At 65.2% G+C, this 25,349-nt stretch carries 21 protein-coding genes, 2 tRNA genes and 7 pseudogenes; 18 read left to right on the top strand and 12 right to left on the bottom strand.

Translation table 11 applies throughout. From position 1 onward, the window contains the following. Positions 1-16 precede the first annotated feature (16 nt). Genes E6W36_RS13445 through E6W36_RS20905 form a run of 6 tightly spaced genes read left to right on the top strand, consistent with a single transcriptional unit; the run spans position 17 to position 3,937 of the window. Positions 17-1,318: a lytic transglycosylase domain-containing protein gene (locus E6W36_RS13445; RefSeq protein WP_222872916.1), complete on the top strand. Its 1,302-nt coding sequence runs from the start codon at positions 17-19 to the stop codon at positions 1,316-1,318. Then, on the top strand, positions 1,308-1,835 hold the full coding sequence (gene moaB / locus E6W36_RS13440; protein ID WP_222872915.1) for a molybdenum cofactor biosynthesis protein B: 528 nt from the start codon (positions 1,308-1,310) through the stop codon (positions 1,833-1,835). The genes E6W36_RS13445 and moaB overlap by 11 nt, the downstream gene beginning before the upstream one ends. An 18-nt stretch (positions 1,836-1,853) precedes the next feature. Next, on the top strand, positions 1,854-2,462 hold the full coding sequence (locus E6W36_RS13435) for a hypothetical protein (protein WP_222872914.1): 609 nt from the start codon (positions 1,854-1,856) through the stop codon (positions 2,460-2,462). Beyond that, a complete protein-coding gene (locus tag E6W36_RS13430; protein ID WP_222872913.1) occupies positions 2,378-2,749 on the top strand; it encodes a hypothetical protein in 372 nt (123 codons plus the stop codon). Before E6W36_RS13435 ends, E6W36_RS13430 begins: the two co-directional genes overlap by 85 nt. Continuing rightward, on the top strand, positions 2,707-3,759 hold the full coding sequence (locus E6W36_RS20910; protein WP_222872912.1) for a prolyl oligopeptidase family serine peptidase: 1,053 nt from the start codon (positions 2,707-2,709) through the stop codon (positions 3,757-3,759). The genes E6W36_RS13430 and E6W36_RS20910 overlap by 43 nt, the downstream gene beginning before the upstream one ends. Next, on the top strand, positions 3,677-3,937 hold the full coding sequence (locus tag E6W36_RS20905) for a prolyl oligopeptidase family serine peptidase (RefSeq protein WP_281277551.1): 261 nt from the start codon (positions 3,677-3,679) through the stop codon (positions 3,935-3,937). The genes E6W36_RS20910 and E6W36_RS20905 overlap by 83 nt, the downstream gene beginning before the upstream one ends. A gap of 58 nt (positions 3,938-3,995) precedes the next feature. Here E6W36_RS20905 and rpmG read toward each other — a convergent pair. Next, positions 3,996-4,162, bottom strand: a pseudogene (rpmG, locus tag E6W36_RS13415) (50S ribosomal protein L33). A gap of 417 nt (positions 4,163-4,579) precedes the next feature. On the opposite strand from rpmG, the gene E6W36_RS13410 reads away from it, so the two are divergent. The 4 genes and pseudogenes from E6W36_RS13410 (at position 4,580) to E6W36_RS13400 (ending at position 7,012) form a co-directional block, all read left to right on the top strand. Then, positions 4,580-4,903 carry an Hpt domain-containing protein gene (locus E6W36_RS13410; RefSeq protein ID WP_222872911.1) on the top strand — a complete coding sequence of 108 codons (324 nt, stop codon included), beginning with the start codon at positions 4,580-4,582 and terminating at the stop codon, positions 4,901-4,903. Positions 4,904-5,265: 362 nt separating this feature from the next. Continuing rightward, positions 5,266-5,946, top strand: coding sequence for an IspD/TarI family cytidylyltransferase (locus E6W36_RS22285; protein WP_342776679.1), 681 nt, complete (start codon positions 5,266-5,268; stop codon positions 5,944-5,946). Continuing rightward, on the top strand, positions 5,898-6,449 hold the full coding sequence (gene ispF / locus E6W36_RS22280) for a 2-C-methyl-D-erythritol 2,4-cyclodiphosphate synthase (protein ID WP_342776678.1): 552 nt from the start codon (positions 5,898-5,900) through the stop codon (positions 6,447-6,449). Before E6W36_RS22285 ends, ispF begins: the two co-directional genes overlap by 49 nt. 46 nt (positions 6,450-6,495) lie before the next feature. Beyond that, positions 6,496-7,012, top strand: a pseudogene (locus tag E6W36_RS13400) (CinA family protein). On the opposite strand, the pseudogene E6W36_RS13395 reads toward E6W36_RS13400, so the two are convergent. Beyond that, a pseudogene (locus E6W36_RS13395) lies at positions 6,955-7,430 on the bottom strand (type II toxin-antitoxin system RatA family toxin). The pseudogenes E6W36_RS13400 and E6W36_RS13395 sit on opposite strands and share 58 nt — an antisense overlap. A 4-nt stretch (positions 7,431-7,434) precedes the next feature. Next, positions 7,435-8,364, bottom strand: a complete 930-nt coding sequence (gene lipA, locus E6W36_RS13390; protein ID WP_222872910.1) for a lipoyl synthase — start codon at positions 8,362-8,364, stop codon at positions 7,435-7,437. A gap of 123 nt (positions 8,365-8,487) precedes the next feature. Here lipA and E6W36_RS13385 point away from each other — a divergent pair, with 123 nt between their 5' ends. Then, the gene (locus tag E6W36_RS13385; RefSeq protein WP_222872909.1) at positions 8,488-9,177 is read left to right on the top strand and encodes a carbonic anhydrase; all 690 of its coding nucleotides are present in this window, start codon (positions 8,488-8,490) and stop codon (positions 9,175-9,177) included. Between the two features lie 113 nt (positions 9,178-9,290). On the opposite strand, the gene E6W36_RS13380 is transcribed toward E6W36_RS13385, so the two are convergent. Continuing rightward, positions 9,291-9,367: transfer RNA gene (locus E6W36_RS13380), tRNA-Arg, on the bottom strand. A 183-nt stretch (positions 9,368-9,550) separates the two neighbouring features. Here E6W36_RS13380 and E6W36_RS13375 point away from each other — a divergent pair. After that, positions 9,551-10,174, top strand: a complete 624-nt coding sequence (locus tag E6W36_RS13375; protein ID WP_246047713.1) for a class I SAM-dependent methyltransferase — start codon at positions 9,551-9,553, stop codon at positions 10,172-10,174. A 100-nt stretch (positions 10,175-10,274) separates the two neighbouring features. After that, on the top strand, positions 10,275-10,694 hold the full coding sequence (locus E6W36_RS13370; protein ID WP_222872908.1) for a GtrA family protein: 420 nt from the start codon (positions 10,275-10,277) through the stop codon (positions 10,692-10,694). 47 nt (positions 10,695-10,741) lie between these two features. Here E6W36_RS13370 and murA read toward each other — a convergent pair. Beyond that, a pseudogene (gene murA / locus E6W36_RS13365) lies at positions 10,742-12,020 on the bottom strand (UDP-N-acetylglucosamine 1-carboxyvinyltransferase). 328 nt (positions 12,021-12,348) lie between these two features. On the opposite strand from murA, the gene E6W36_RS13360 reads away from it, so the two are divergent. The 3 genes from E6W36_RS13360 (at position 12,349) to E6W36_RS13350 (ending at position 14,298) form a co-directional block, all read left to right on the top strand. Continuing rightward, complete coding sequence (locus E6W36_RS13360) at positions 12,349-13,044, top strand: PEP-CTERM sorting domain-containing protein (protein WP_222872907.1); 696 nt, start codon at positions 12,349-12,351, stop codon at positions 13,042-13,044. A 241-nt stretch (positions 13,045-13,285) separates the two neighbouring features. Further along, positions 13,286-14,083, top strand: coding sequence for a PEP-CTERM sorting domain-containing protein (locus E6W36_RS13355; RefSeq protein WP_222872906.1), 798 nt, complete (start codon positions 13,286-13,288; stop codon positions 14,081-14,083). Between the two features lie 139 nt (positions 14,084-14,222). Continuing rightward, a tRNA-Pro gene (locus tag E6W36_RS13350) sits at positions 14,223-14,298 on the top strand. Positions 14,299-14,360: 62 nt separating this feature from the next. Here the strand turns inward: E6W36_RS13350 and E6W36_RS13345 are convergent. Both E6W36_RS13345 and E6W36_RS13340 read right to left on the bottom strand, forming a co-directional pair. Then, positions 14,361-15,734 carry a methyl-accepting chemotaxis protein gene (locus E6W36_RS13345; RefSeq protein ID WP_222872905.1) on the bottom strand — a complete coding sequence of 458 codons (1,374 nt, stop codon included), beginning with the start codon at positions 15,732-15,734 and terminating at the stop codon, positions 14,361-14,363. A 17-nt stretch (positions 15,735-15,751) separates the two neighbouring features. Continuing rightward, a complete protein-coding gene (locus E6W36_RS13340) occupies positions 15,752-16,909 on the bottom strand; it encodes a cache domain-containing protein (RefSeq protein ID WP_222872904.1) in 1,158 nt (385 codons plus the stop codon). Between the two features lie 375 nt (positions 16,910-17,284). Between E6W36_RS13340 and E6W36_RS13335 the strand changes: the two genes are divergently transcribed. Continuing rightward, positions 17,285-17,812 carry a hypothetical protein gene (locus E6W36_RS13335; protein WP_222872903.1) on the top strand — a complete coding sequence of 176 codons (528 nt, stop codon included), beginning with the start codon at positions 17,285-17,287 and terminating at the stop codon, positions 17,810-17,812. Between the two features lie 226 nt (positions 17,813-18,038). Here E6W36_RS13335 and E6W36_RS13330 read toward each other — a convergent pair whose 3' ends face one another. The 4 genes and pseudogenes from E6W36_RS13330 to thrC form a co-directional block, all read right to left on the bottom strand. Beyond that, positions 18,039-18,875: a lytic transglycosylase domain-containing protein gene (locus tag E6W36_RS13330; RefSeq protein WP_222872902.1), complete on the bottom strand. Its 837-nt coding sequence runs from the start codon at positions 18,873-18,875 to the stop codon at positions 18,039-18,041. Between the two features lie 311 nt (positions 18,876-19,186). After that, positions 19,187-20,062, bottom strand: a pseudogene (locus E6W36_RS13325) (class I SAM-dependent rRNA methyltransferase). After that, positions 20,059-21,324 carry a M16 family metallopeptidase gene (locus tag E6W36_RS13320; RefSeq protein ID WP_222872901.1) on the bottom strand — a complete coding sequence of 422 codons (1,266 nt, stop codon included), beginning with the start codon at positions 21,322-21,324 and terminating at the stop codon, positions 20,059-20,061. Before E6W36_RS13320 ends, E6W36_RS13325 begins: the two are co-directional and overlap by 4 nt. Then, positions 21,321-22,708: pseudogene (gene thrC / locus E6W36_RS13315) on the bottom strand (threonine synthase). Before thrC ends, E6W36_RS13320 begins: the two are co-directional and overlap by 4 nt. 138 nt (positions 22,709-22,846) lie before the next feature. Between thrC and E6W36_RS13310 the strand changes: the two are divergent. Further along, positions 22,847-24,756: pseudogene (locus E6W36_RS13310) on the top strand (M61 family metallopeptidase). 15 nt (positions 24,757-24,771) lie between these two features. Here the strand turns inward: E6W36_RS13310 and E6W36_RS13305 are convergent. Beyond that, positions 24,772-25,335: an SURF1 family cytochrome oxidase biogenesis protein gene (locus tag E6W36_RS13305; RefSeq protein WP_222872900.1), complete on the bottom strand. Its 564-nt coding sequence runs from the start codon at positions 25,333-25,335 to the stop codon at positions 24,772-24,774. Between the last annotated feature and the right edge of the window lie 14 nt (positions 25,336-25,349).

The following is a 25,349-nucleotide window of genomic DNA, read 5'->3' as shown; positions in this document are numbered from 1 at the left end:
CCGGCAGTTCAGCCGCGTGATCGAACCCCTGCTTGAGGCGGAGCGTCCGTCCGACGCGGAGGAGCAATGGCGCAAGCTGGCGGACCAGCCTGGCGTCCCTGATTGGGTGTCCAGCTACTGGGCCTACAAGATCGCCTGGCGCTATTATCTCGCCGGCCAGGACGATGCGGCTGCGCGCCTGGGGGCGGAGGGCGGTGCGAAACCCTGCTGGGAGGCAGCGGCAGCACTCTGGGTCGCAGGCCTTGCCGAGTGGCGCGGCGGCAACGCGGGGTCGGCCTTCGCCAGGTTCAGCGCGATCCTCGAGCGGCCGGGCATATCGGACGACCTGCGGAGCGCCGCCGGGTTCTGGGCCGCGCGCGCTGCCTTCCTGTCGGGCAAGCCGCAGCGGATTGCCGACCTGCTCGACCATGCCGGCCGGTACCCGGAGACCATGTATGGCCTGCTGGCCCTGCGTACGCTGGGCTTTACGCCGCGCTTCGACTGGGACCCGCCGGACTTCATCCACGCCGACTGGAACCAGCTCTCGAAGATCGCCGGCGCTCAGCGCGCCGTGGCGCTGGCGCAGATCGGGCAATTGAGCCGCGCCGACCGGGAACTGCGCACGCTTGCGACACGGGTCGACCCGCAGAATTTCGATGCGCTGGTTCGCCTTGCCGCGGTGCTCAATTTGCCGGCGACCCAATATTGGCTGTCCCAGCGTACACCTGCGGGTCAGACGCCGCCGATGTCCGGGCGCTATCCGGCGCCGAACTGGACGCCGAACGGCGGCTGGCGCGTCGACCAGGCGCTGGTTTACGCCTTCGCCTTGCAGGAATCGCGCTTCATCACCCACGCGGTCAGCCGGACCGGCGCGCGCGGCGTCATGCAACTGATGCCGGGCACGGCGCGCATGATGCAAGACAGCGGCGAGGACGAGACGCAGCTGCGCAACCCGGAATTCAATCTTGAGCTCGGTCAGCGCTATCTGGAAACATTGCGGGATGCGGAACCGACCCGGGGTCTGCTGCCCAAGGTGGTCGCCGCCTATAACGCCGGGCCGGGCAGCGTGCGCCGCTGGAACGAGTCCCTGAACGACCGCGATGACCCCCTGCTGTTCATCGAGTCGATCCCGTTCGCGGAAACCCGCCATTATGTCGAAAAGGTGCTGGCGAACTACTGGCTCTACAGCCTGCGCCTGAAACAGCCCACGCCAAGCCTCGATGCGCTGGCGCGCGCGCTCTGGCCGCGTTTTCCCGGCACCCCGGGGCCGGCCGCCATTGCTTCCAGCAAGCAGAGCACCCTATCCGCACAAGCCGGAGACAGCAGCAATGCCCATTGACGAGCGCCTGCCCTTCGTGCCCGTGCGCATCGCCGTCGCGACCATCTCCGACACCCGCACCCCGGAGACCGACACCTCCGGGGATACGCTGGTCGCCCGCCTGACCGGGGCAGGCCACAGCCTTGCCGACCGCGCGATCCTGAAGGACGACGCGACGACCATCGCCACCCGCTTCCAGCAGTGGATCGACGATCCGGAGATCGAAATCGTCATCTCGACCGGCGGCACCGGGCTGACCGGCCGCGATGTCACGCCCGAAGCGCTCGCCCGGGTGATCGAGAAAGAGATTCCCGGCTTCGGCGAACTGTTCCGCTGGATCAGTTTCCAGTCGATCGGCACCTCGACCGTGCAATCCCGTACCATGGCGGGCGTTGCGAACGGAACCTATCTGTTCGCCCTGCCCGGCTCGACTGGCGCGGTGCGCGACGCCTGGGACCAGATCCTCGCTTTCCAGCTCGACGCCCGTCATCGGCCCTGCAACTTCGTCGAATTGCTGCCCCGGCTACGCGAACGCTAACTTCATGGAGTCCTGCCCATGCTGCGCCTGCTGCTGCTATCCTTCGCCCTGCTCGCCATGAAGACTGCGCCGACCCTCGCGCAGGATGATCCCCATCAGTGGCTGGAGGGCGTGACCGACCCGAAAGCGCTCGACTGGGTGCAGCAGCAGAACAAGCGGTCGCTGGCGGTGCTGGAGCAGCAGCCCCGTTTCGCCGACTTCCGCAAGCGCGCCGAGGACATCTATGCCGACAAGCGGCGGATCGCCTATCCGGACATCCAGGGCGACGATGTGTTCAACTTCTGGCAGGACGACGCCAACCCGCGCGGCCTCTGGCGCATCGCAACGCTGAAATCCTACCTCACCGGCAAGCCAGCATGGCGCACCCTGCTCGACCTCGACGATCTGGCGAAACGGGAGAATGAGAACTGGGTCTGGAAAGGCGCGGACTGCCTCGGCCCGGTCTTCAATCGCTGCCTGGTCTATCTCTCGCGCGGGGCAAGGACGCGACGATCCTGCGGGAGTTCGACCGTTCGACCAACTGGTTCGCCGCAGACGGCTTCATGCTCGGCGAAGCCAAGCACCGGATCGCCTGGCTGGACGACAACCGGCTGCTGGTCGCGACTGATTACGGCCCGGGCAGCCTGACAAGCTCGGGCTACCCGCGCATCGTCAAGATATGGCAGCGCGGTGCACCGATTACGCAGGCCCGGACGATCTTCGAAGGCAAAGAAAGCGACGTCTGGGTTGCGCCGCAGACCTACGTCACCAAGGAAGGCGTGTTCGCGACAATCCATCAGGGTAAAACCTTCTGGACCGGTACGGTCTACCATCTGCGCGACGACGGCCAGACGGTCGCAAGCCCCTGCCCGAGGATGCCGACTTCAAGACCGTGTTCGGCGGAACCGCGATCGCGCAGTTACGGTCTGATTTGAAGATCGGCGACGCGACGGTTCCGCGCGGCTCGCTGGTCGGCTACGCGATCCGTCCCGTTCTGGCATTCGGCGGCGCCGACGCCAGCAGCCCGATCGAGGCGCTCTACACTCCGGAAGACAGGACCGCCGTCGCAGATGTGCTGCCCGCACGCGATGTGCTTTACGTGTCGATCCTCGACAAGGTGAAGCACCGGCTCATCACCATCCAGCCCGGTGCGCCGGCCTGGCTGAAGCGGCCGGTCAGTCTGCCGGCCGATGGTACCTTGTCGCTCATCAGCGCCGGCGAGAAATCGAACCTTGCGCTCGTCGATCACCAGAATTTTACCAGCAACAATTCGCTGTACGCCGTCGGCCAGGGTGGCACCCGCGCAGTTGCGCGCGCGCCGGTGCGCTTCGATCCCGCACGCTTCACGACCGTGCAGCATTTCGCGACTTCGAAAGACGGGACGCAAGTACCCTACTTCGTCGTCCGGCCGAAAGGATCGAAAGGGCCGGTTCCAACCTACATGTTCGCCTATGGCGGCTTCGAGATCAGCCTGCTGCCAACCTATGTGAAACCGATCGAGCAGTTCTGGCTTGAAGATGGCGGGGCCTATGTGGTCGCCAACATTCGCGGCGGCGGCGAATTCGGGCCGGACTGGCACCAGGCCGCGCTCAAGGAAAACCGCCAGCGCGCCTACGACGACTTCCATGCCGTCGCCGAAGATCTCGTGAAGCGGGGTGTCACGACACCCAAGCTGCTGGGCATCCACGGCCGTTCCAACGGCGGCCTGCTGATGGGTGTCGCCCTGACCCAGCGCCCCGAACTCTACGGCGGGATCATCGTCGGCGTGCCGCTCGCGGACATGAAGCGTTACAACAAACTGCTCGCCGGCCTCCTGGATGGGCGAATACGGCGATCCGGACGATCCCACGCAATGGGCCTACATCAGCCGTTACAGCCCGTATCAGAACCTGCGCCGGGACGCGGCCTACCCGCGCGTCTTCTTCTACACATCCACCAAGGATGACCGCGTCCACCCCGGCCATGCCCGCAAGATGGCGGCGCGCATGCAGGAATACGGCAAGGATTTCTTCTATTACGAGAATATCGACGGCGGGCATGCCGGCGTCGCGAATTACAAGGAAAGCGCCAACCTCGCCGCGCTCATGAGCGTCTACCTGCGCCTGCAGCTGGGGGCGCGATAAAGCAAGAACCCGGCAGGAGCCGGGGTTCATTGCCTACAAGATCGGGATGCCGCAACGGCTACTTGATCTTGGCTTCCTTGAAGTCGACGTGCTTGCGCACCACCGGATCATACTTGCGGAAGGTCAGCTTCTCGGTCTGGGTCCGCGGATTCTTTTGGTCACATAATAGTAACCCGTATCCGCGGTGCTCACGAGCTTGATCTTGATGATCGTTGGCTTCGCCATGTCTGCTTCCTTCTGGCGGCAGCCCCATCAGCCGGCGCCTGCACGAATTCCTGAAAACGAGCGGCGGCAATTACCGGATGTGCGCCGCGCCGTCAAGCGTCCAGGAAGACCGGTAGTGGGTCAATTTGAAATCATGACCCTGAGCTCGACGAAGGGCTGAGCGGCTCGTGGTTCTGTCCGAGCTTACTTTGAGCGAATTTTCAAAATGACCCACTACCGGAAGACCCGTGCAACAGTAACGAAGCATTAGGCGGATAGGGTTAAATCAGAGCCTGATCGGTTGAGGTTGAAGCATGGTTGCTTCAACCGATGGCGTGAATCAGGCTATTTTCCTGAATCAGACCATGATTCACGTTCCAGATTGGCTCAATCTGAAACGATCAAGGTCTGGGCGCAAGAAACCGGGAGCACCCACGCATGCATGCTGACGATCTGGAAGAAGCCCGCCTCGCGGTCGCCGACCGCCTGTCCGATCTTGAAGCCGGGCTGGCGCAGCTTTCGACCAACGACCTGAAGCAGCAGGTTCATTCCCTGAAAGGCCTCGCAGCCGCCTATGGCCTGATCGTGATCGAAAGCCTGTGCCACGGCCTTGAACAGCGGCTGGCAAGCGGCCGCGATGACGCCGCCGTTCTCGCCTACATCGATCGCATGAACGATGCGGCGGAGGACGACCGCATGGACGACGCCAGCGTCATCCCAGCGCTGGAGGCGGAAATCGCCCGCCACCTCCACGAAGTCTAATCTGAAATCCGTTACACCCGATATCACAGTGTAGCGAACTTCGATTCCACGACACGAGCAGGCTGTTGAAAAGTAACTTCAGCGCCCTCAGACAGGCCCGTCACCCCGCCCCTAACGAGGATAAACTCCAACCGGGGTCCATGATGGATACGTAGCCTGTCCTCGGACGGGCCTTGGGTCCGATCCGGGGCAGGCATGACGAAGCAGGGCTGTATCTGTGCGACTTTTCGACAGCCTGCCAGACCGTGACCGATTCAACCTGAAACGATCACGGTCTATATATTTGAAAAGGGCCTGATTCAGGCTATCGGTTGAAGCAATCATGCTTCAATCTCAACCAATCAGGCTCTAAGAGCGCGCGGATGACCGACTCACACCCGATCGTCGCCGTCCTCGTGGTCGCTGCCGGCAGCGGCAGCCGCTTTGGCGGCGATATCCCCAAACAATATGCCCAGCTTGGCGGCATGAGCGTGCTGCGCCGCGCCATCCTGGCGTTGCGGGCGCACCCCGCGCTCCACCGCATTCAGTGCGTGATCAGCAGCGACCATCGGCCACAATATGATCAGGCGGTCGCCGGGCTCGGCCTGCCGGCCCCGGTCACCGGCGGCACGACCCGGCAGGCCTCGGTGCTGGCCGGGCTCGAGGCGCTGGCGCAGGACGGCGCGCCGGATATCGTGCTGGTGCATGACGCCGCCCGGCCGTTCGTTGGCATCGACGTCATCGACCGCCTGCTGGCGGCGCTGCGCGAACACCCGGGCGCGACGCCCGCGCTCCGGGTCGTCGACTCGCTGCGCACCGGCGAAACCCTGCTGACCGGCGAGCTGCCGCGCGAGGCGGTCTGGCGCGTCCAGACCCCGCAGGCGTTCCACCTCAAAGCCCTGCTCGCTGCGCACCGGTCGGCAACCGCCGCTTTCACGGACGACGCTGCGCTGCTGCATGCGGCCGGCGGCGCGGTCGCGTTCGTCGAGGGTCCGAGGACCTGTTCAAGATCACGTTGGCCGGCGACATGGCGCGCGCCGAGAAGTTTCTGGAGGCGCAGATGATTTCCCGCACCGGCATGGGGTTCGACGTCCACCAGTTCGGCTCGAACAGCGACGGCTCGAGCGATCATGTCATGCTCTGCGGGCTGCGCATCCCGCATGAGACGGGCCTGGTCGGCCATTCGGACGCCGACGCAGGGCTGCATGCGCTGACCGACGCCATCCTCGGCGCGATCGGAGCCGGCGACATCGGTCGGCATTTCCCGCCCAGCGACCCCAAATGGCGCGGCGCACCGTCACACCTGTTTCTGGAGCATGCCCGCGACCTGGTGCTTGAACGGGGCGGCGTGCTCGACCATGTGGACCTGACGCTGATCTGCGAACGCCCCAAGATCGGCCCGCACCGTGACGCCATGGTGGCGCATGTCGCGACGCTTCTGGGGTTGGGGGTCGATCAGGTGAGCATCAAGGCGACGACCACGGAGAAGTTGGGTTTCACGGGGCGGCAGGAAGGCCTTGCCGCGCAGGCCATCGCCACCGTGCGGCTGCCGTCGGCCCGAGGGTAACGGACCCAGGCCCTATCTTAACCCTTGTCTGTTAGGACATTTGCGCATGGCTGTGCTGTTTCCCGAGGATATCGCCGACCTGGCCGTCCACGCCATCGAAAGCTGCCGGATGGCCGGCCTCAAGGTGGCGCTCGCCGAGTCCTGCACGGGCGGGCTGGTCTGCGGTGCCTTGACCGAGGTGCCGGGCCTCCGATGTGCTGGACCGTGGCTTCGTCACCTATTCCAATGAGGCCAAGGTCGATCAGCTTGGCGTCCATCTTGACCTGATCGAGACCTTCGGCGCGGTCAGCGTCGCCGTCGCCTGGGCGATGGCGCGCGGTGCGCTCGAACATTCCAAGGCCGATATTGCGGTCGCGATCACCGGCATCGCCGGCCCCGGCGGCGGCTCGGACAAGAAACCCGTGGGCACGGTCGTGTTCGCCCGGGCGCGGCGCGGCGAGGACCCGAACGAGATCGTCTCCGATCAGCGGGATTTCGGCGATATCGGCCGCACCGACATCCGGCTTCAGGCGGTGCGGGTGGCGCTCGGCCTGCTGGTCGCCGAGGGCGCGCCGACGCCGTAAAGCTGTGCGGCCCGCGCTTCAAACGCCGTCACCATGCGCTTGACGGCCTCCGTGAACAGGCCGCCGACCATGCGCTCGAACAGGGGTTCTTGAACTCGAAATCGACCAGAAAGCCGATGCGCGCGCCCTCGCCTGCCGGCTCGAACCGCCAGTCGTTATAGAGATGCCGCAGCGGCCCCTTCACATAATCGACATGAATATGGCCGGGCCGCTCCAGCGTCACGCGGGAGGTGAAGGACTCGCGAAACACCTTGAAACCGACGATCAGGTCGGCGGTGATCAGCGTCTGCGACTGGCTTACGACCCGGGAGCCGACCACCCAGGGCAGAAACTGGGGATAGGCGCGCACGTCCGCCACCAGGTCGAACATCTGGTCCGGCGTGTAGGGCAACAGCTTTTCGTCGGTATGCCGGGGCATTGGCTCAAGCCAGTCTGGCTGACCGCGCCGCCTGCAGCCGGGCGAAATCCGCGCCGGCATGGTAGCTGGACCGGGTCAAGGGGCTGGCCGCGACCAGCAGGAAGCCCTTGGCCCGAGCGATCGCCGCATGGCCGTTGAACTCTGCCGGCGGCACGAAGCGCGCGACGGCGGCGTGCCTGGGCGTCGGGCGCAGATACTGGCCGAGCGTCAGGAAGTCGATGTCGGCGGAGCGCATGTCGTCCATGACCTGCTGGACCTCGAGGCGCTCTTCGCCCAGGCCAAGCATCAGGCCGGATTTCGTGAAGATTTGCGCGTCGAGCGCCTTCACCTGCTCAAGAAGGCGCAACGAATGGTAATAGCGCGCGCCCGGCCGGATCGTCGGGTATAGCCGCGGCACGGTTTCCAGGTTGTGGTTGTAGACGTCCGGCCGCGCCGCGACGATGCGTTCGACCGCGCTTTTCGCCTTGTTGCGGAAATCAGGCGTCAGAATCTCGATGGTCGTGTTCGGTGCGCGCGCGCGCAACGCCTCGATCACCTTGACGAACTGGCCCGCGCCGCCATCCGGCAGGTCGTCGCGGTCAACTGACGTAATGACAATGTGCTCCAGCCCCATCTCAGCGCAGGCATCCGCCACATGCGCCGGCTCCAGCGGGTCGACGGCGCGTGGCATCCCGGTCTTGACGTTGCAGAAGGCGCAGGCGCGCGTGCAGACGTCGCCGAGGATCATCACGGTCGCATGCTTCTTCGACCAGCATTCGCCAAGATTAGGGCACGCGGCTTCCTCGCACACCGTGTTCAGCTTCAGCCGCCGCATGGTGCGGCGCGTCTCCGCTGCCTCGGGCGTCGTGCCAAGCTTGACGCGCAGCCATTCCGGTTTGCGCCGATAACCGGTGTCCGTCTCGGCGGGCGGCGATGAAGGAGAGAAATCGTCCATATCCGGCAGATAGCGCCTTACGCCTCCTCCGCCAACCTCCGTCCCTTGTTTTGGCGCACGGGCTTTACTAATCGGCGTCGTCTGTGGCCACTTGCGCCAAAGTTCGAAGGATGGGGAAAACACGTGTCCGACTTCAACATGCTTCTCGATGGCTACCGCCGCTTCCGCAGCGACACCTACAACCGCCAGCGCGCGCGCTACGATGCGCTGAGTCATATCGGCCAGTCTCCCGGCATCATGGTCATTGCCTGCTGCGACAGTCGCGTCGATCCGACAGTGATCTTCGACGCAGAGCCGGGCCAGATTTTCGTTGTGCGCAATGTCGCCAACCTGGTGCCGTCGTTCCAGGCGCAGGGCAATCATTTCGGCAGCACCAGCGCCGCGCTGGAATTCGCCGTGCTGGGACTGAAGGTCGAACACATCGTCGTGCTCGGCCACGCGCAGTGCGGCGGCATCCATGCGGCGATCGAAGGCGACTTCGATGAGGACAGCGCCGAGCCAGGCCGATTCAACTACATAGGCCGCTGGATGTCCCTCATTCGCCCAACCCGCGACAAGGTGATGGCCGCCTATCGCATCATGCCGGACATGGATCCGCAACGCGCGCTGGAGCAGGCGGCGATCCGGCAAAGCCTTGAGAACCTGCGCAGCTTCCCGTTCGTCGATGCCGCGATCCGCGCCGGCTCACTGGCGCTGCATGGTGCCTACTTCGGCATCGCGGATGGCATCCTCCACATCCTCAGCGGCGACATGGAGCGCTTCGAGCCTGTGACCCTCGACTGGGAGCACCCGACCGAACAGCCGGAAGCCTGATGGCGACTGAACCTGCCCTGGATGCAAGATCAAGGTGATAGCCATTATCCCCGAAGCAGTGGCTTAATGCACCACCAGGGAATTGTGCGTTACACGCTAAGTAATAGAAAAACTGGCGCACCCGACACGATTCGAACGTGTGGCCTTTGCCTTCGGAGGGCAACGCTCTATCCAGCTGAGCTACGGGTGCATGCCTTGTCTGCCCGGCTGGTTACCAACTGTCGCCGGTTCCGCCAAGTCAAAAGCGTGGTTCGGCCGCGCAGGAGGCCTGGCGCCTGATTGTCCGGCATGCGGGCACCCTTGCCGCCGCCGTCTCGACACGATACAGCGCCGCAGTGCAGCGAACTGGGCGCGCTGCCGCCGCAGGGGTGCGATGGACCGCGAAATGTATCATGCCATGGCGGCGCACCAGACCCGGCACTGGTGGTATCGCGCCCGCCGCGCCATCCTGACCGACGCGATCGCCCGCCTGCCCCTGCCCCGCCCCGCGCGGGTGCTCGAGGCAGGCTGCGGACCTGGCGGCAACCTCGGCATGCTGGCCCGCTTCGGCGCGGTCAGCGCCTTCGATTTCGATGCCGAGGCGGTCGAGATGGCCGCCGGCAAAGGCGCTGCCATGCTTGCCCAGGGTGCGCTGCCGGACGCGATCCCATTCGAGGGGCCGTTCGACCTGATCGCAGCGCTCGATGTGGTCGAGCATCTGGACCAGGATGTCGCCTCGGTTGCCGCACTGCGGGACAAGCTGTCGCCGGAGGGCCGACTGGTTGTCACGGTGCCGGCTTACCAGTTCCTGTGGAGCGAGCACGACCGGCGCAACCACCACAAGCGCCGCTATACGCAGGCGGGCCTGCGCCGCGTGCTTGAGCAGGCCGGCGTCGCCATCGAGCGCATGACCTATTTCAACAGCCACCTGTTTCCGCTGATCGCCGGGGTGCGGCTTGCGCGCGCGCGCTCGGGCTCAAGAACGATGGCGACGACCGCATGCCCTCCGGTCCGGTGAACGCAGCGCTGGAGGCGATCTTCGCTGCCGAGCGCTATGTGCTGCCGGTGCTGCGCTACCCCTTCGGCGTGTCGATCCTGGCGATCGGCCGGCGCGGCTGATGCGGTTGCAGGGGCTGGCCGCACAGCTGCGCGATCCCGGCCACGCGCTTGGGCAGGCCGCACGCTTCGGCCTGGTCGGCGTGGTCAACACCGCGCTGGCGCTCGGCGTTCTGAACATGCTGCACGCCAGTGGCGTGGCAGTGCGCCCGGCGAGCTATATCGGCTCAGGCCTGGCGGTCGTTGTCAGCTTTCTGCTCAACCGCGCCTGGACCTTCCGCACCCGCCGCGCAGACGGCCCCTGGCGGCAGTTCGGGCGCTTCGTCGCCGTCAACGTCGTCAGCGTGGTCGCGTTCTCGGAGGCCGTTACCGCCCTCAGCGCGACGATGCCCGTACCGGTCGCCTCGCTGCTGGGTGTCGTCTTCAGCTTCGTCGCCAACTTCCTGCTGTCGCGGCTGCTGGTGTTCCGCGCCAGACCTTGATCGCTTCCGGTTGACGCGCGCACGCTTCAATCACAACCGGTCAGGACCTAGTCGCCGACGCGCTCAATGTTCGCGCCGACGGCCTGGAGTTTTCCTCCAGCCGCTCGTAACCGCGGTCGAGGTGGTAGACGCGGCGCACCTCGGTCTCGCCCTGCGCGGCCAGGCCAGCGATCACCAGCCCCATCGATGCGCGCAGGTCAGTCGCCATCACCGGTGCGCCGATCAGATGATCGACGCCGCGCACCATGGCGGCGTTGCCGCGCACCGTGATGTCGGCACCCATACGGCTCAGCTCCGGCACATGCATGTAGCGGTTCTCGAAGATATTCTCCGTGAGCACGGAAGCGCCGCTGGCGACGCAGAGCATGGCCATGAACTGCGCCTGGGCATCGGTCGGGAAGCCGGGGTACGGCTGGGTATCGACGTTGATGCCATGGAGGCCGTTCAGCCGCGCGACCTTGACCCCGTCCTTCGTCGGTTCGACCGCAACGCCCGCCTCCCGGAACGAGGCGATGACCGCCGACAAGGTGTCGATGCGCGCGCCGACCAATTCGACGTCGCCGCCAGTGATCGCAGCAGCGCAGGCGTAGGACGCCGTTTCGATGCGGTCCGGCATCACCCGGTAGGTATCGCCGGTCAGGCGATCGACGCCCTGGATCACCAGCCGTTCGGTGCCGATCCCTTCAATCTGCGCGCCCATGCCCTTGAGGCACAGTGACAGGTCGACGATCTCCGGCTCACGCGCCGCGTTGTCGATCACGGTCTCGCCCTTGGCCAGCACCGCGGCCATCAGCGCGTTTTCCGTGGCGCCGACTGAGACGAACGGAAAGGCGATACGCCCGCCGCGCAGGCCGCCGGGCGCGCCTTGGCGCGCACATAGCCGGACGCCAGCTCGATCTCCGCGCCCAGCGCCTGCAGAGCCTTCAGGTGCAGATCGATCGGCCGGTTGCCGATGGCGCAGCCGCCGGGCAGGCTGACCGTCGCCTCGCCGTGACGCGCCAGCAAAGGCCCAAGCACCAGCACGGACGCGCGCATCTTGCGTACGATGTCATAGGGCGCGACCGTCGAGGTGATGCGGCTGGCTTTCAGGGTGACGACCCGGCCGAAATCCTCGGGCCGCCCGCCCTCCGTGGTGATCGACACGCCATGCTGGTTCAGCAGGTGGCTCATGGTGTCAACGTCAGCGAGCCGCGGCAGGCTGCGCAGGGTCAGCGGCTCGTCGGTCAGCAGGGCGCAGGGCATGAGGGTCAGCGCCGCGTTCTTGGCACCGGATATGGCGATGCGCCCCTTCAGGGCTGCACCGCCTTGCACGATCAGTTTGTCCATCGTGCACATCTAGCAACGCGCCGCGCTGCGCACAATCCGCACCAGGGGCAGCATGACGATTCAAAAATTAAAGTAAATGTCGTAAAATTTTACAAATTACCAAGTGTGGCCATTATAGTTACCGAGAACAACATGGAAATACGGATATAAGATTATGCGGTTTAGGTGGTTAAAATCTATTAACTAAAAACATGGCCCACTTATTGCGCTGGGGAAATAGAAAGCCATTGGCGGTGCAAACTTCTTTGGCTCGAGGGAATGTCATGATTAACAGGAGCACGAGGGCCGTGAACAAAGCATTTTGTCAATTGTTACTACGGCTGTCGCATTGGGCCTCGCCGCCGCTGCGCAGGCAACCACCTACACCTACACCTGGAACAAGGGCGATGCCGGCATCGACCCGCAGCCGGACTCCTACGCGCAGCAGCTCAAAACGCTGGACATCGGCTTCGATGACGTGACGAACCTGCTGAATTTCAGCGCCGAGTTCCTGAGCGGCAACACCATCAGCAACGATGCGTTCTGGCTGGTGCTGAACGACGGCCCGAACCCGAAGTCGGTCAACAACGAGCTGGCGATCCTGTATGGCGATATCGCCAACGGCCGCATCACCGCCTATGCCTACAACGGTCAGAACAACGCCAGCAGCTGGCAGACGCCGACCGCGCCGCTCGCCGTCTACAACAACGCGATCACGAAATCCGGTACGACCTATCGCTTCTCACTGGACGCCACGGCGCTGAACGCCCTGAACGTTGGCCCGAACTGGCGCGGCGTGGATATCGGCAGCCAGATCGGCATCTGGTACCACTTCACCAGCAGCGGCAGCTACACCTACGCACTGAACGGCGACATCACCGGCCAGTCCGGCAGCTACGTCTATGCCGACGCCGCCAACCTGGCCACCACGCAGACCTGCAACGGCGGAAGCTGCGGTGGCAACAACCAGGTGCCGGAGCCGGCCAGCTTCGCAATTCTCGGCCTCGGCTTGGCCGCGATCGGCGCGGCCAAGCGCAAGCGCTGATGCGCCGAGCATAGAAAACCGCATTTTTCACCGCTTATAGTGACGGTATTTTTACACAGAGGCCGGCAGCCCGCACGATGGGGGCGGGCTGCCGGTTAATAATATCGATAAAACAACGATTCGCGCGGACCGCGATCCGGACGCGCTTCATTGGCCCAGTCCTTGCACAACCAATAACAACCCGGCACGCCGCTTCTCAGGCGAGACCGGACTTCGGACGTGTCATTTGGAGTGGGGCCTCATGTCGAAATTCATCAACCGTCTTCTTGCCAGCGCTGTGCTGATCGCCGGTATGTCCGGCACCGCCGCCGCGGACGTTGCGCCGGCCTACAGCTACGTATGGAACAGAAGCGCGCCGGACGGGAACCTGAACGTCCAGCCAAATTCCTACGCGCAACAGTTGAACAAGCTGACCATCAGCCTCGACACCCAGACCGACGTACTGGGCTTCAGCGCCGAGTTTCTGGCCGGCAACACCATCAGCAACGACGGCTTCTGGCTGGTGGTGAACAACGGCCCGAACCCGGTCGGCATCGCCAATGAGCTGGCGATCCTCTATGGCGACGTCGCCAATGGCCGGATCACCGCTTACGCCTACAATGGCCAGAACAGCCCGAACAGCTGGCAAGCGCCGACGGCGCCGCTCGCTGTGTACAACAACGCCATCACCAAGTCCGGCAGCACCTACAGCTTCTCGGTCGACGCGACAGCGCTCAACGCCCTGAATGTCGGCCCGAACTGGCGCGGCGTGGACATCGGGCCGAACGTGGGCGTCTGGTATCACTTCTCGGACAACAGCGCGTATACCTATTACGCGAACGGCGACATCAAGTCCCAGAGCGGCACCTACGTCTATGCCGATACCACCGGCAACGGCGTCCCCGGCCAGGTGACCTGCCCGAGCGGCACCGTATACAACCCAACCACCGGCACCTGCACCACCGGCGGCGGCGGCGGTGGCCAGGTTCCGGAACCGGCCAGCATCGCCCTGCTGGGCCTGGGTCTGGGCGTTCTTGGTCTCGCCAAGCGTCGCCGCTAAGCTGATAGTTTCATGTGATTGGAATACGGGGACCGCGCGCCCCCGTTTTTTTCCGGGGCGGTCACGAAAACGACGTTAACGCCATCTCTCGCCTTGCATCGCCCGACGCCCGCCGGTATGCACGCCCAGTCCACGCGGCCGGGGAGTAGCTCAGCCTGGTAGAGCACTGTCTTCGGGAGGCAGGGGCCGGAGGTTCGAATCTCTCTCCCCGACCATGTCTTCAATGGTTTGTGGCCGCGAGAAAAACGACCGCCCCTCAAAGGGCGGTCGTTTTGCGTCAGGCGGCGTAGGAAATGCGCCCGCCGACCTGCTCCACCATCGCCTGAAGCTGACTGCGCTGTTCTTCCGATGCGTCGAAGCACAGGCGCACCAGACTTTCGCTGTGCTGGACGACGCGGGCGCGGATGATGCCACTCAGGCCGTTGAGGCGCATCTCGACCGTTCCGGGCAAAGCGGGAACTGGCGGCTGCAGTTCGATGCGCGCGCCCAGCGGTGAAATATCGACCGTCTCGACCGTGACAGGCACGGTCTCCCCGCTGTTCAGCAGTTGGCCCTTGATCTGCACTTTGGTCCTGGGTGCTGCGCGGCGATCCACCTCCGGCACCACGGTACGCACCATGCGCACCAGTTGTTCGCGCAGCCGCCGGGTCGACCCGGTGAGCTGGTCGGCCGTACCGTAGACCGCTTGCGCGTGACTTGCGCTGCCCTGCGCGCTGCCGCGCACCTTCTCGACACGGTTGACCACCATGCCGACCGACTCTGCGGCGCGCTGAACGCTGGCCGAGATTTCGTGGGTTGCAACCGACTGCTGCTCGATGGAGGCGGCGATCATGCTCGAGCCTTCGTCGACATTGGCGATCTGGGTATTGATGTTGTCGATCGCATCGACCGCCTCACTGACCACGGCCTGAATGCCGGCGACCTGCACGCGGATGGTCTCGGTCAGCTTCGCGGTCTGCCCGGCAAGGCTCTTGACCTCAGAGGCGACCACGGCGAAGCCGCGCCCGGCCTCGCCAGCCCGTGCCGATTCGATGGTGGCGTTGAGCGCCAGCAAGTTGGTCTGCTCGGCGATCGCACTGATGGCGCTGACCACATTCTCAATCTCGTCGGCAGCGCTCACCATGCCGGAGACGATGGCGCGGGTCTTGTCGGCGGCGTCGACCGCCTGCCGGCTGACGTCGGCCGTGCGATGAACCTGACGGGCGATCTCATGAATGGCCGCGCTCATTTCCTCAGACGCCGAGGCCACGCTCTGCGCCGCCTGCAGCGCGACCATCGAATCACCATCCGCCGCACCGGATTCCTGGACCACAAATTCTGCCGAGTCGGATAGATTTTTGGAGGCCTGGCGCATGTCCTCGGCCTCACGGGTAATCTGCTGAATGCAGCCGTTGAGTTCCTGCTCAATCGACTCCGCCATGGCTTGCAGGGCTTGCACCACCGCGCGGCGTTGCTCTTCGGCAGCGCGCTGTTCATCGGCAGCCCGCGCCATCTCGGCCTGGTGCTGCATCTCCGCGTTGCGCGCCTGCGCCTCTGCGGCGCGCTGGCGCAGTTCTTCCTGCTCAGCGGCGAGCCGATCCGCCTCGATCAGTTGGTCGCGCAGCACACCGATGGCCGCGGAAATATCCGCAACCTCGTCATTGCCGCGCACGGCGGGCGGTATGACCGTCAGGTCGTGCTCGGCCAGTTTTGCAGCGCGCCGGTGGCGCCGACCAGCGGCCTGGCGATACCGCGCCCCAGCCACAGGCCGAAGGCCGCGATGCCAACCAGACCCAGCGCCAGGATCACCAGAGTCTGCCGTCGTTGTGCATGGAAGGCTGCGAACAGCTCTTCCGTCGGGTCTTCAAGTATCAAGGCCCAGCGCACGCCCAGGATGGTCACCGGCATGTAGGACAGCAAGGCCTCCTCGCCGTCCATGCCTATGCCGATGCCAGAACCTGACTTGCCTTCAACCGCCTGCGTCACTTCCGGCAGCGCCACTTTGGCGGTAAGGACCGTGTTGTCCTTGGCGAACCGCGCCTGGGTGCGCATCAGTCCATCGACCCCGACCAGGCGCATCTGCCCGGTCTTGCCGAGACCCAGCTCATAGTTGAAGATTGCGCTCAACCGATCGATCGGCAGCTGGATCGCCAGCACGCCGACCAGCGCGCCGTCCGCGCCGAACACGCCAGTGGCCATGAAGCTGGCCGGCGCACCGTTCGATGGCGCGTATTTCTCGAAATCGGCCAGTGCTACCTTGCCGGGCTGCTTCGCCGCGGTGATCTGCTGGTAGACACGCGCCAGCCCGGACTTTGCGGCAATGCCGGTGTTGAGGTTGCTGGCGAAATCGCGCTCCTTGAACACCGTGTAGACCACGTCGCCATCAGGTGAGATCAGGAACAGATCGTAAAGGCCGAAATCCTGCTGCAAGGCCCGGAGCGACGCATGATGGCGGGCATGGACCTGGGAGTAGACCGAGCCGTCACCAGCATCGTTCAGTTTGTGTTTCTCGCCGACACTGTTTGGATTCCTGTCGATATAGAGTTGCTGCGCCGTCTGCTCCGGATTGTCGGAAAGAGTCGCGAGCGCCTGCCGGTATTCCTGCAGCTTGACCGCAAGTTCGGGATTGTCCGCAGTAGACCGCAGGAGCATCTGCAGCGTGGACAGCCATTGGTTCAGCTCGTTGGCGCGCCCATGAACGATCACCTCGCCCTCGGTCTTGGCATCACGGATCAATGTCGTCTGCGCATCGTTCGAAGTCTTGACCAGAACGAACAGCGCACTGGCCACCGCCATTGCAACAATCGCCAGCGGCAGCTTGAACCCGAGACTAAAGCGGCGAGCCATGGCCATACACCCAACCACAAACGTTTGCTAATAAACGCATCTTAAGCCTGGTGGATTTACGAAGCGTAAACCCCGGTGCTGGATCGCGCAGAAATATTGATTTTCCCCATTCCACGCGAGACAGGGCGCGTTTTGAATCGAATGTGTCTTGGATGATCTGCAGGGGCCACCAATCCGTGAGAACCGTCGCCAAGGGGGCCTTGCGCTGCTGTTCGTCGCATCGCTGACCGGCGTCGATGCGCGCGCGCAGGACGATGTCCTGTCCGCGCCGGTCGACCAGGCCGCCAAATCCCCGAAGCCAGCGGCTGAAGCTGCAGTGGTGCCGAGTGCCAAGGAACCGCCGCCCTCCCCGGCAAGCGCCTGTTCAAGACCCTGTTGTTCGATACCGAAAACGAAGCGGAAGACATTGCGCGCATGCTGCGGGCGGAAATCGTCAACCGGGGCATGACCTGCGACCGGATCAGCGATTATCAGATTTACAAATCGGCAACCGGCGTGCGCTTCGTGAAGGTCAAATGCCGCGAGCAGCCGTTGATCCGCGTCCAGGTCACCAGCGAGGGCGAGATCGCGCTGAGCGGCGGCGACGGCACGGTGCCGGACATGTTCGTCGGCGATGGTATCATCAAATCCTTCTACGGCGAGCGGGCGGAAGAATATCTGCGCGCACAGTCGCGAGCAGCGGAAAAAGCAAACCGGTTGCCCGAGCAGCAGGCTCCGGTTGTCATAGCCGTCGAAGAGCCGGAAAACAGCAGGTCCCTCCTTGGCCGCTTCTGGCTGCCCCTGTTGATGCTCGTCAATGTGCTCGTCGTGGCGATGGCCCTGCTGGCCTGGCGCACCAGCCGCCGGCACAGCATCGCGCTCAGCGGCTGGCGCGGCCTGACCAGCCATGAAAAGACTATCTGATCGAGGAATCACACGAGGAACTGCCAGGTTTCTTCCGGCACCCCTCCGGCATGTACATCGTGCGCGGGGCGCGCGGCAAACGGCGGGTGTTCAGCGTCAAGGCGCTGGCCTACCTCTACCAGCGCACCGGGCTGCGGATCGGTGATATCGAGTAGCGCCCGCCGGGTGGCCGAACGTGGCTCTCAGGTGTAGCGCGTCAGATCGATCTTGCGATTGACATAGTCGTTCAGCCAGTCGCGGTGCGCCTCTGTGGCATTTCCGGCCGCCGAAATGCGCTGCGCCGCGGCACCGCCGCCGATCTGTGCGGACAGCAGGGTTGCAGCCCGGCCGGGCGCAATGCCCTGACCGAGAAAGCGGGCGGCGTCGGCAACGCCGAGGTGGTGCGCCAGATAGGCGGCGCGCGCCTGGGTCTGTACGTCCTCGTCGCCGCGCAGCAGCCCACGCGCCTGCAGCTCATCCAGATTGCCGCGCGCATAGTCGGCCCCGGCCTCGATCGCCGCGCGGGGTCGAAGCGCAGATCGAGCAGGGCCTCGCGCGCCTGCGGTGCGATACGCCCCTGTGCCGTCAGCCAGCCGTTCGCCTGGGCGACGCCGTTCAGATAGGTGCCCGGCCGCTGGGCTTCGCCGATCCAGGTGCTGTCCAGAAACTGGGTGAGGCCAGCGGCGGAGGAGCGCGGATTGCGTGAATTCGGGTCCCACGCGCCGTTGCGGCTTTCCGCCTCGGCGCCGACGATCGCCGCCAGCAGCGCGGGCGCCAGCCCCGTGCGCGCGCCCGCAGCCTCGAACAAGGGTTGGTATCCCGCATTCGATCCCAGGCTCAGCGGCCCGCTCTGCACCGGCACCGCCTGATCGAGCGACTGCTGGAGCAGCAGCAGCAGATCGTTATCAAGGGTGGGGCCTGGCGGCGACAGCCAGAAGCTGCCCTCCCTGCCCTCGTCCGTGCCCAGGGCAGCCGATACCGTCTTCTGCCACAGATGCTGCGCGACCAGCGCCGGGGACGGCTTCGCCTGCGGGGCTACCGGCGTGGCAGTAGGGTCGAGCGCGAAGGGACGGTTGGAGATCATCCACACCTCTGGGGAGGGTTTACCTCCCCTATGCCGGATGGCGGTTAACGCATTGCTAAAGCATCTCGACTGAAATGGGACGGGGACCCGGCACTGCGTCGCGTTCAAGGGGAGATACTTTTGCAGGTTGCTGAAAAGTGGTTATCTACACACCAAACCCACAAACGTCACCCCGGCGCAGGCCGGGGTCCATGACTAACACCTTATATTTGTTGTGTATTTATGCGACCATGGATTCCTGCGTTCGCCGGAATGACGCTGCTTTGAGGCGTGCCAGGTCGTTTTTCCGCAGCCTGTGAAAGTCCGTTGCTCTAATCCCGCCACCAGCGCACGCTGAGCGCCGTTGGCAGCAGGCGGCCGCGTGCATCCTCGCGCAGGGCCATCTCGCCGACATCGAGCGTGCCGCCACAGGCCTGGAACGCGTCCGCGACCGCCTCGCCCAGCGCCAGCGCGGACAGACGCACCGCATAGACGGTGAGGATCACGAATGCCGGGCCTTCGGGCGGGGTCAGGGCGGCAGCGTTGCGCAGCAACTGGGGCAGATGCTCCGAGAGCTGCCAGACCTCGCCCTCCGGTCCGCGCCCGTACTTCGGCGGGTCCAGCATCTGGCCGCGATAGTGCCGGCCACGCCGCACCTCGCGCGCCGTGAATTTCATGGCATCATCGACGATCCAGCGGATCGGCCGATCCTCCAGCCCTGCAACCTCCTGGTTGCGCCGCGCTGCCGTCACCGCCTTCTTCGAGGCATCGACATGCGTGACCTGGGCCCTCGGTGGCTGCGATCAGGCTGGCCAGTCCGGTATAGCCGAACAGGTTGAGCAGCTCGCCGCCGCCGATCCGGCCACGCATCCACGCCCACTGGGACGCCATGTCCGGGAAGAAAGCCAGATGCCGGAATGGCGTGCAGCTCGCGAGAAACCTGACCCCTGCCATTCCAGCGGCCAGGCGTCCGGGCCGGCGCGCATGCGCACCCAGCGCCCGCCGCCTTCCTCGTCCGATCCGCCGATGAATTCCGCATCCGCCTGCCAGTCGGCCAGGGCCGGAGCCCACATCGCCTGCGGTTCCGGGCGGATCGTCCGCACCGCGCCATAGCGCTCCAGCTTGCGGCCGTGCCCGGTGTCGAGCAGTGCATAGTCCGGCCAGGGCTCCGCGACGTGAACGCTCAAGGCGCGCCGCCAGTCGTTCATGCAAGCCACCCTGCAAGGCGCGCACGGTCTGGCACGGTCTGGCTCGGGCCGACTGTCGCCAGCGCCAGTGCATCTGCCCTCTGGAGCATGTGCCGGGCGCTTGCGCGCACCTCCTCCAGCGTCACGGCGTCGATCCGGGCGACGATTTCCGCCGTCGGTGTCACCCGGTCGATCAGCAGCAGCTGGCGCGCCATCTGCTTGATCATGCCGGTGCAGCTCTCCAGCCCCATCAGCAACCCGGCCTTCACCTGCGCCTTGGCGCGTGCCAGTTCTGCCGCATCAAGCCCGGTGGCCGTCTGCGCCATCGTCGCCATGGTGCGCGTGGCGGCTTCCTGCGCCAGCTCTTCGCCGGTTGCAAACGAGACGCCGAAGTAGCCGGTGTCGGCGTAGGCGGAGACATAGCTGTAGATCGAATAGACCAGCCCGCGCTCCTCGCGCACCTCCTGGAACAACCGAGACGACATGCCGCCACCCAGCGCGGTGGCAAACAGCATCAGCGGGTAATAGTCCGGGTCGGTATAGTGCGGCCCCGGCAGTGCCAGCGCCACCTGCACCTGCTCGAGCGCCCGCTCGTCCCGTTGTTCGCCGCCGAGCACCGCCTCCGGCGCCGTGGCGTTGGCGCGCACGCCCGCCGCGATGCCGCCCAGCCGGTCCCGCGCCATCGCGACGATCGCCGCATGGTCGACCTTGCCGGCCGCCGTCAGCACCATCGAGCCCGCGCGATACTGCCGGTCCAGCCAGTCGACCAGCGCAGGGCGGTCAATGCGGGCAATGCTTGCCTCCGTGCCGAGCACGGCCCGGCCAAGCCCCTGCCCGCGGAACGCCGCCGCATACAGGTGATCGAACACGATGTCGTCCGGCGTGTCGATCGCCTGCCCCAGTTCCTGCAGCACCACATCGCGCTCGCGGACCAGTTCGTCCGGGTCCAGCAGCGGCTCGGTCACGAGATCGGCCACCATATCCAGGCCAAGCGGCAAGTCGTCCGCCAGCACGCGGGCATAAAAGCTGGTGATGTCGCGTCCGGTGAAGGCGTTCAGCTGGCCGCCGACCGCCTCGATCTCCTCGGCGATGCGACGCGCGGAGCGGCGGCGCGTGCCTTTGAACACCATGTGCTCCAGCATGTGGGCGACGCCGTTCACCTCCGCCGCCTCGAAGCGGGAGCCGGTGTCGATGGTCAGGCCGATGGCGGCGGTCTCAAGCCCCGGCAGCGCCCAGGTGACGACGCGCAGGCCATTCTCGAGGATCGTCTGATCAATGGTCATGCGGCACGTGCAACATAAGCCTGGACAGCGGCAAGATCGTTCGGCAGCACGTCATAGCGCTCCGGGCGCGCATGAAGGTCCCCATCCGGTCCGGCAACTTCGGTGTGACCCCGATCGCCGCCTGGACGGCATCGGGGAACTTGGCCGGATGAGCGGTCGCCAGCGCAATCAGCGGCACATCTGCAGGCAGGTCGCTGGCCCAGGCCGCTGCAAGGCCAGTCGCGGTGTGCGGATCGATGACCTCATGGAGCTGCATCCAGGCCGCAAGCATGGTGGCTGCCGTCGTTGGCTCATCCGCGCGGTACGCCTGAAACAACCGCGCCGCTGCGTCCCGGACATCCGCGGCAAGCTGCAGGGACCGGGTCGCCTCGAACGTCGCCATCATCGCGCGCAGTTGCGCGGCATCGCAGCCGCACAGATCGAACAGCAGGCGCTCGAAGTTCGAGGATACCTGGATGTCCATGGACGGCGACGTTGTCGGCGCAACCGTACGCACTGAATAGTCGCCGGCGTTCAGGGCGCGGGCCAGAATGTCGTTGGCGTTGGTGGCGACAATCAATTGCTGCACCGGCAGGCCCATTTTGTGCGCAACATAGCCGGCAAAGACATCGCCGAAATTGCCCGTCGGCACTGCAAACGCGATTGCGCGGTCCGGCGCGCCAAGACGCACGGCGGCATAGACATAATAGACCACCTGCACCAGCAGCCGTGCCCAGTTGATCGAATTGACGGCGGAGAGGTTCTGCGCCGCACGGAACGGGGCATCGTTGAACATCGCCTTCACCAGCGCCTGGCAATCGTCGAACGTGCCCTCAACGGCGACATTGCGGATGTTTGCCGCCTGCACCGTGGTCATCTGGCGGCGCTGCACTTCCGAGACGCGGCCTTTGGGGTGCAGCATGACGACCCGCACCTTGTCCCGCCCGGCCAGAGCATGGATCGCCGCCGAACCGGTATCGCCCGAAGTCGCGCCAACGACGGTCAACGGCCTGTCCGCGTTGGCCAGAAAGCGCTCGAACAGCAGGCCCAGCACCTGCAGCGCGAAGTCCTTGAACGCCAGGGTCGGGCCGTGGAACAGCTCCAGCAGCCAGGTGCGGCCATCAAGCTGCTTCAGCGGCGCGACCGCCGGATGGTCGAAGCTGGCATAGGCCTGCGTCAGCAGGGCGCGCAGATCAGCCTGCGGGATCGTGTCGCCGACGAACGGCGTCATCACCCGCACCGCTGTCTCGACATAGTCCAGACCGGCCATCGCGCGGAATTCACCAGCAGACAATGCCGGGACATGCTCCGGCACATACAGTCCGCCGTCGCTGGCGAGCCCGGCGAGCGTCACCGCCTGGAAATCGAGGGCGGGTGCGCCGCCGCGGGTCGAGATATAGCGCATGGTCCTCCCGCACTCTGCCGGCCGAAAAATCAGCGGGTTTCGTTAGCAGCCGCAACGCGTCGCGGCAATGGCGCTTTCCGCTGGACCACGGACGCAGGGCCTGCAAGATTATTGCTGAAAACTTCTCGGGAGATATCGATGCTGCGCCCACTGCTGACCCTGCTCTGCCTGTCCGTGTCCCAGCCCGTACTGGCGCAGAGCTTGAGCGCGCCCCAGCCCGCACCCTTCCCGAGTGCATTCCCGGTGCCGCAGGATACACCCTACCCCGGCACCATCGACCTCAAGGTCGACGCCACCGACACGGCACGCGGCATCTTCCGTGTGCAGCAGACCATTCCGGTCGCCAAGGCCGGGCCGATGACGCTGCTGATGCCGCAATGGCTGCCCGGCAACCACGCGCCGCGCGGACAGATCGACAAGCTGGTTGGGCTGACAATCAAGGCTGGCGGCAAGACGCTCGCGTGGCGGCGCGATCCGGTCGATGTTTATGCCTTCCATGTCGATGTGCCGGAGGGCGCGCCCAGCCTCGATATCGGCTTCCAGTTCGTCTCCGCGACCGACCCAGCCAGGGGCGCGTCGTGATGACCGGTGCGATGCTCAACCTGCAATGGGAGGCGATGTCCCTCTATCCGGCCGGGTATTTCACCCGGCAGATCCCGGTGCGCGCCAGCGTCACCTATCCGCAGGGCTGGCGCGCGGCAACCGCCCTGCGCGGGACGACCGCCGGCGACACGGTGACCTATGAGCCGGTGAGCTACGATGTGCTGGTTGATTCGCCGGTGTTCGCCGGGTGCCATTTCCGCGCCGAGGACCTGGGCCAGGGCTTCACCCTCAACATCGTCGCAGACGACGCCCGCTTCCTCGACGCCAAGCCGGCCCAGATCGACGCTCACAAACGCCTGGTCGATCAGGCGCTCAAGCTGTTCGGCTCGCGCCCGTTCGACCACTACGACTTCCTGCTGTCGTTGTCCGACGAAATGGGCGGCATCGGCCTGGAGCACCATCGCAGCTCGGAAAATGGCGTACCGCCCTGGTACTTCACCGAGTGGGCGAGCGGCCCCGGCCGGCGCAGCCTGCTGCCGCACGAGCTGACGCATAGCTGGAACGGCAAATACCGCCGCCCCGCCGACCTCTGGACCCCCGATTACAAGACGCCAATGCGCGACAGCCTGCTCTGGGTTTACGAAGGCCAGACCCAGTTCTGGGGCTATGTGCTCAGCGCGCGCTCCGGCCTCTACAGCAAGCAGGAAACGCTCGATACATTGGCGATGATCGCCGCAACGCTCGATACCCGCAAGGGCCGGACCTGGCGGCCGCTCCAGGACACCACCAACGATCCGATCATCTCGGCGCGCAGGCCAAAACCCTGGGTGAGCTGGCAGCGCTCCGAAGACTATTACAACGAAGGCATGCTGGTCTGGCTGGAAGCGGACTCGATCATCCGCGAGAAATCCGGCGGCAAGAAGGGCTTGGACGATTTCGCCCGCACCTTCTTCGCCGCCCGCGATGGCGACTACGGCCAGCGCCCCTACGATTTCGACGAAGTGGTCGCGACCCTGAACAGCATCCAGCCCCACGACTGGGCGGCCTTCCTCAAGGCGCGGCTGGACCAGACCTCGGACCGCGCGCCGCTCGCGGGCTTCGGGGCCAGCGGCTACAAGCTGGTCTACACCGATGAAGCGACCCCGAGCTTCAAGGATGTCGAGAAGCGCAACAGGGTAACCGACCTCAGCTACTCTGGCGGCCTTGTGGTCGGCAGTGGCGACGAAATTTCGACGGTCCTGTGGGACAGCGCGGCCTTCAACGCCGGGCTGACGGTCGGCATGAAGCTGCTGGCGGTCAACGGCGTCGCCTATTCCACCGACGAACTGACGGCGGCGATCAAGGCGGCCAAGGGCGGCTCGGCGCCAATCAAGCTGCTGGTCAAGGCGAAGAAGCGCATCTTCGAGGTCGACCTGCACTGGCATGAGGGCCTGCGCTATCCGCGCTTCGAGAAGACCGCCAAAGCGGACGGCCCGCTGGACAAGCTGCTGCAGCCCAGATTGTAAACTACATCTTGGCGGTCAGGCGCGCCGCCGCAGCGCAAGTGCATAGACCACGCACAAAATCGCCGCGAAGCTGAACCACTGCACCGCGTAGGAGCGATGGGTGTTGGCGATGCTGGCGGCGGACGGCTTGGCGGCGGGCGCAAGGCCGGCAAGCGGCGTATCGGCATGCAGCACCCAGTCGCGCGCCGGGTCGGGCTTGCCGATCAGCGCAGGCCCACCACCGCCGCGACGATCGTAAAGCAGGCCCTCGACGACCAGGCGGCTGGATTTCGGCGGCAGTTGCGTGTGGCGCGCCGCCCATCCCGCAACGAGACTGAGCGGCAGGTTCTGGCAGCGCGCTTCGTAAACGAAGCCGCTGGCCCCGGTTGTGGACTCGCCGCCACGGACCCGCCGCCAGGGCCCACCGTCCAGCGTGCAGGCAGCACGCACGCGCCGCCAGTCCCATGCGCCGTCGAACCGCTCCGGCAGGTCCGCGAGCGGCAACTGGCGGTTGGCGTCGATGCGGGTCAGCAGCGCTTCTTTCCAATCCGCGCGCTCCAGTTGCCAGAAGCCAAGCCGCAGCAGGACCGGGAGGCACAACAGCAGGATCAGAC

The organism is Hankyongella ginsenosidimutans, assembly GCF_005144965.1.
Classification (GTDB): domain Bacteria; phylum Pseudomonadota; class Alphaproteobacteria; order Sphingomonadales; family Sphingomonadaceae; genus Hankyongella; species Hankyongella ginsenosidimutans.
Note: the sequence above shows the minus strand (reverse complement) of the source record. Positions and strands in the feature narration are given on the sequence as shown.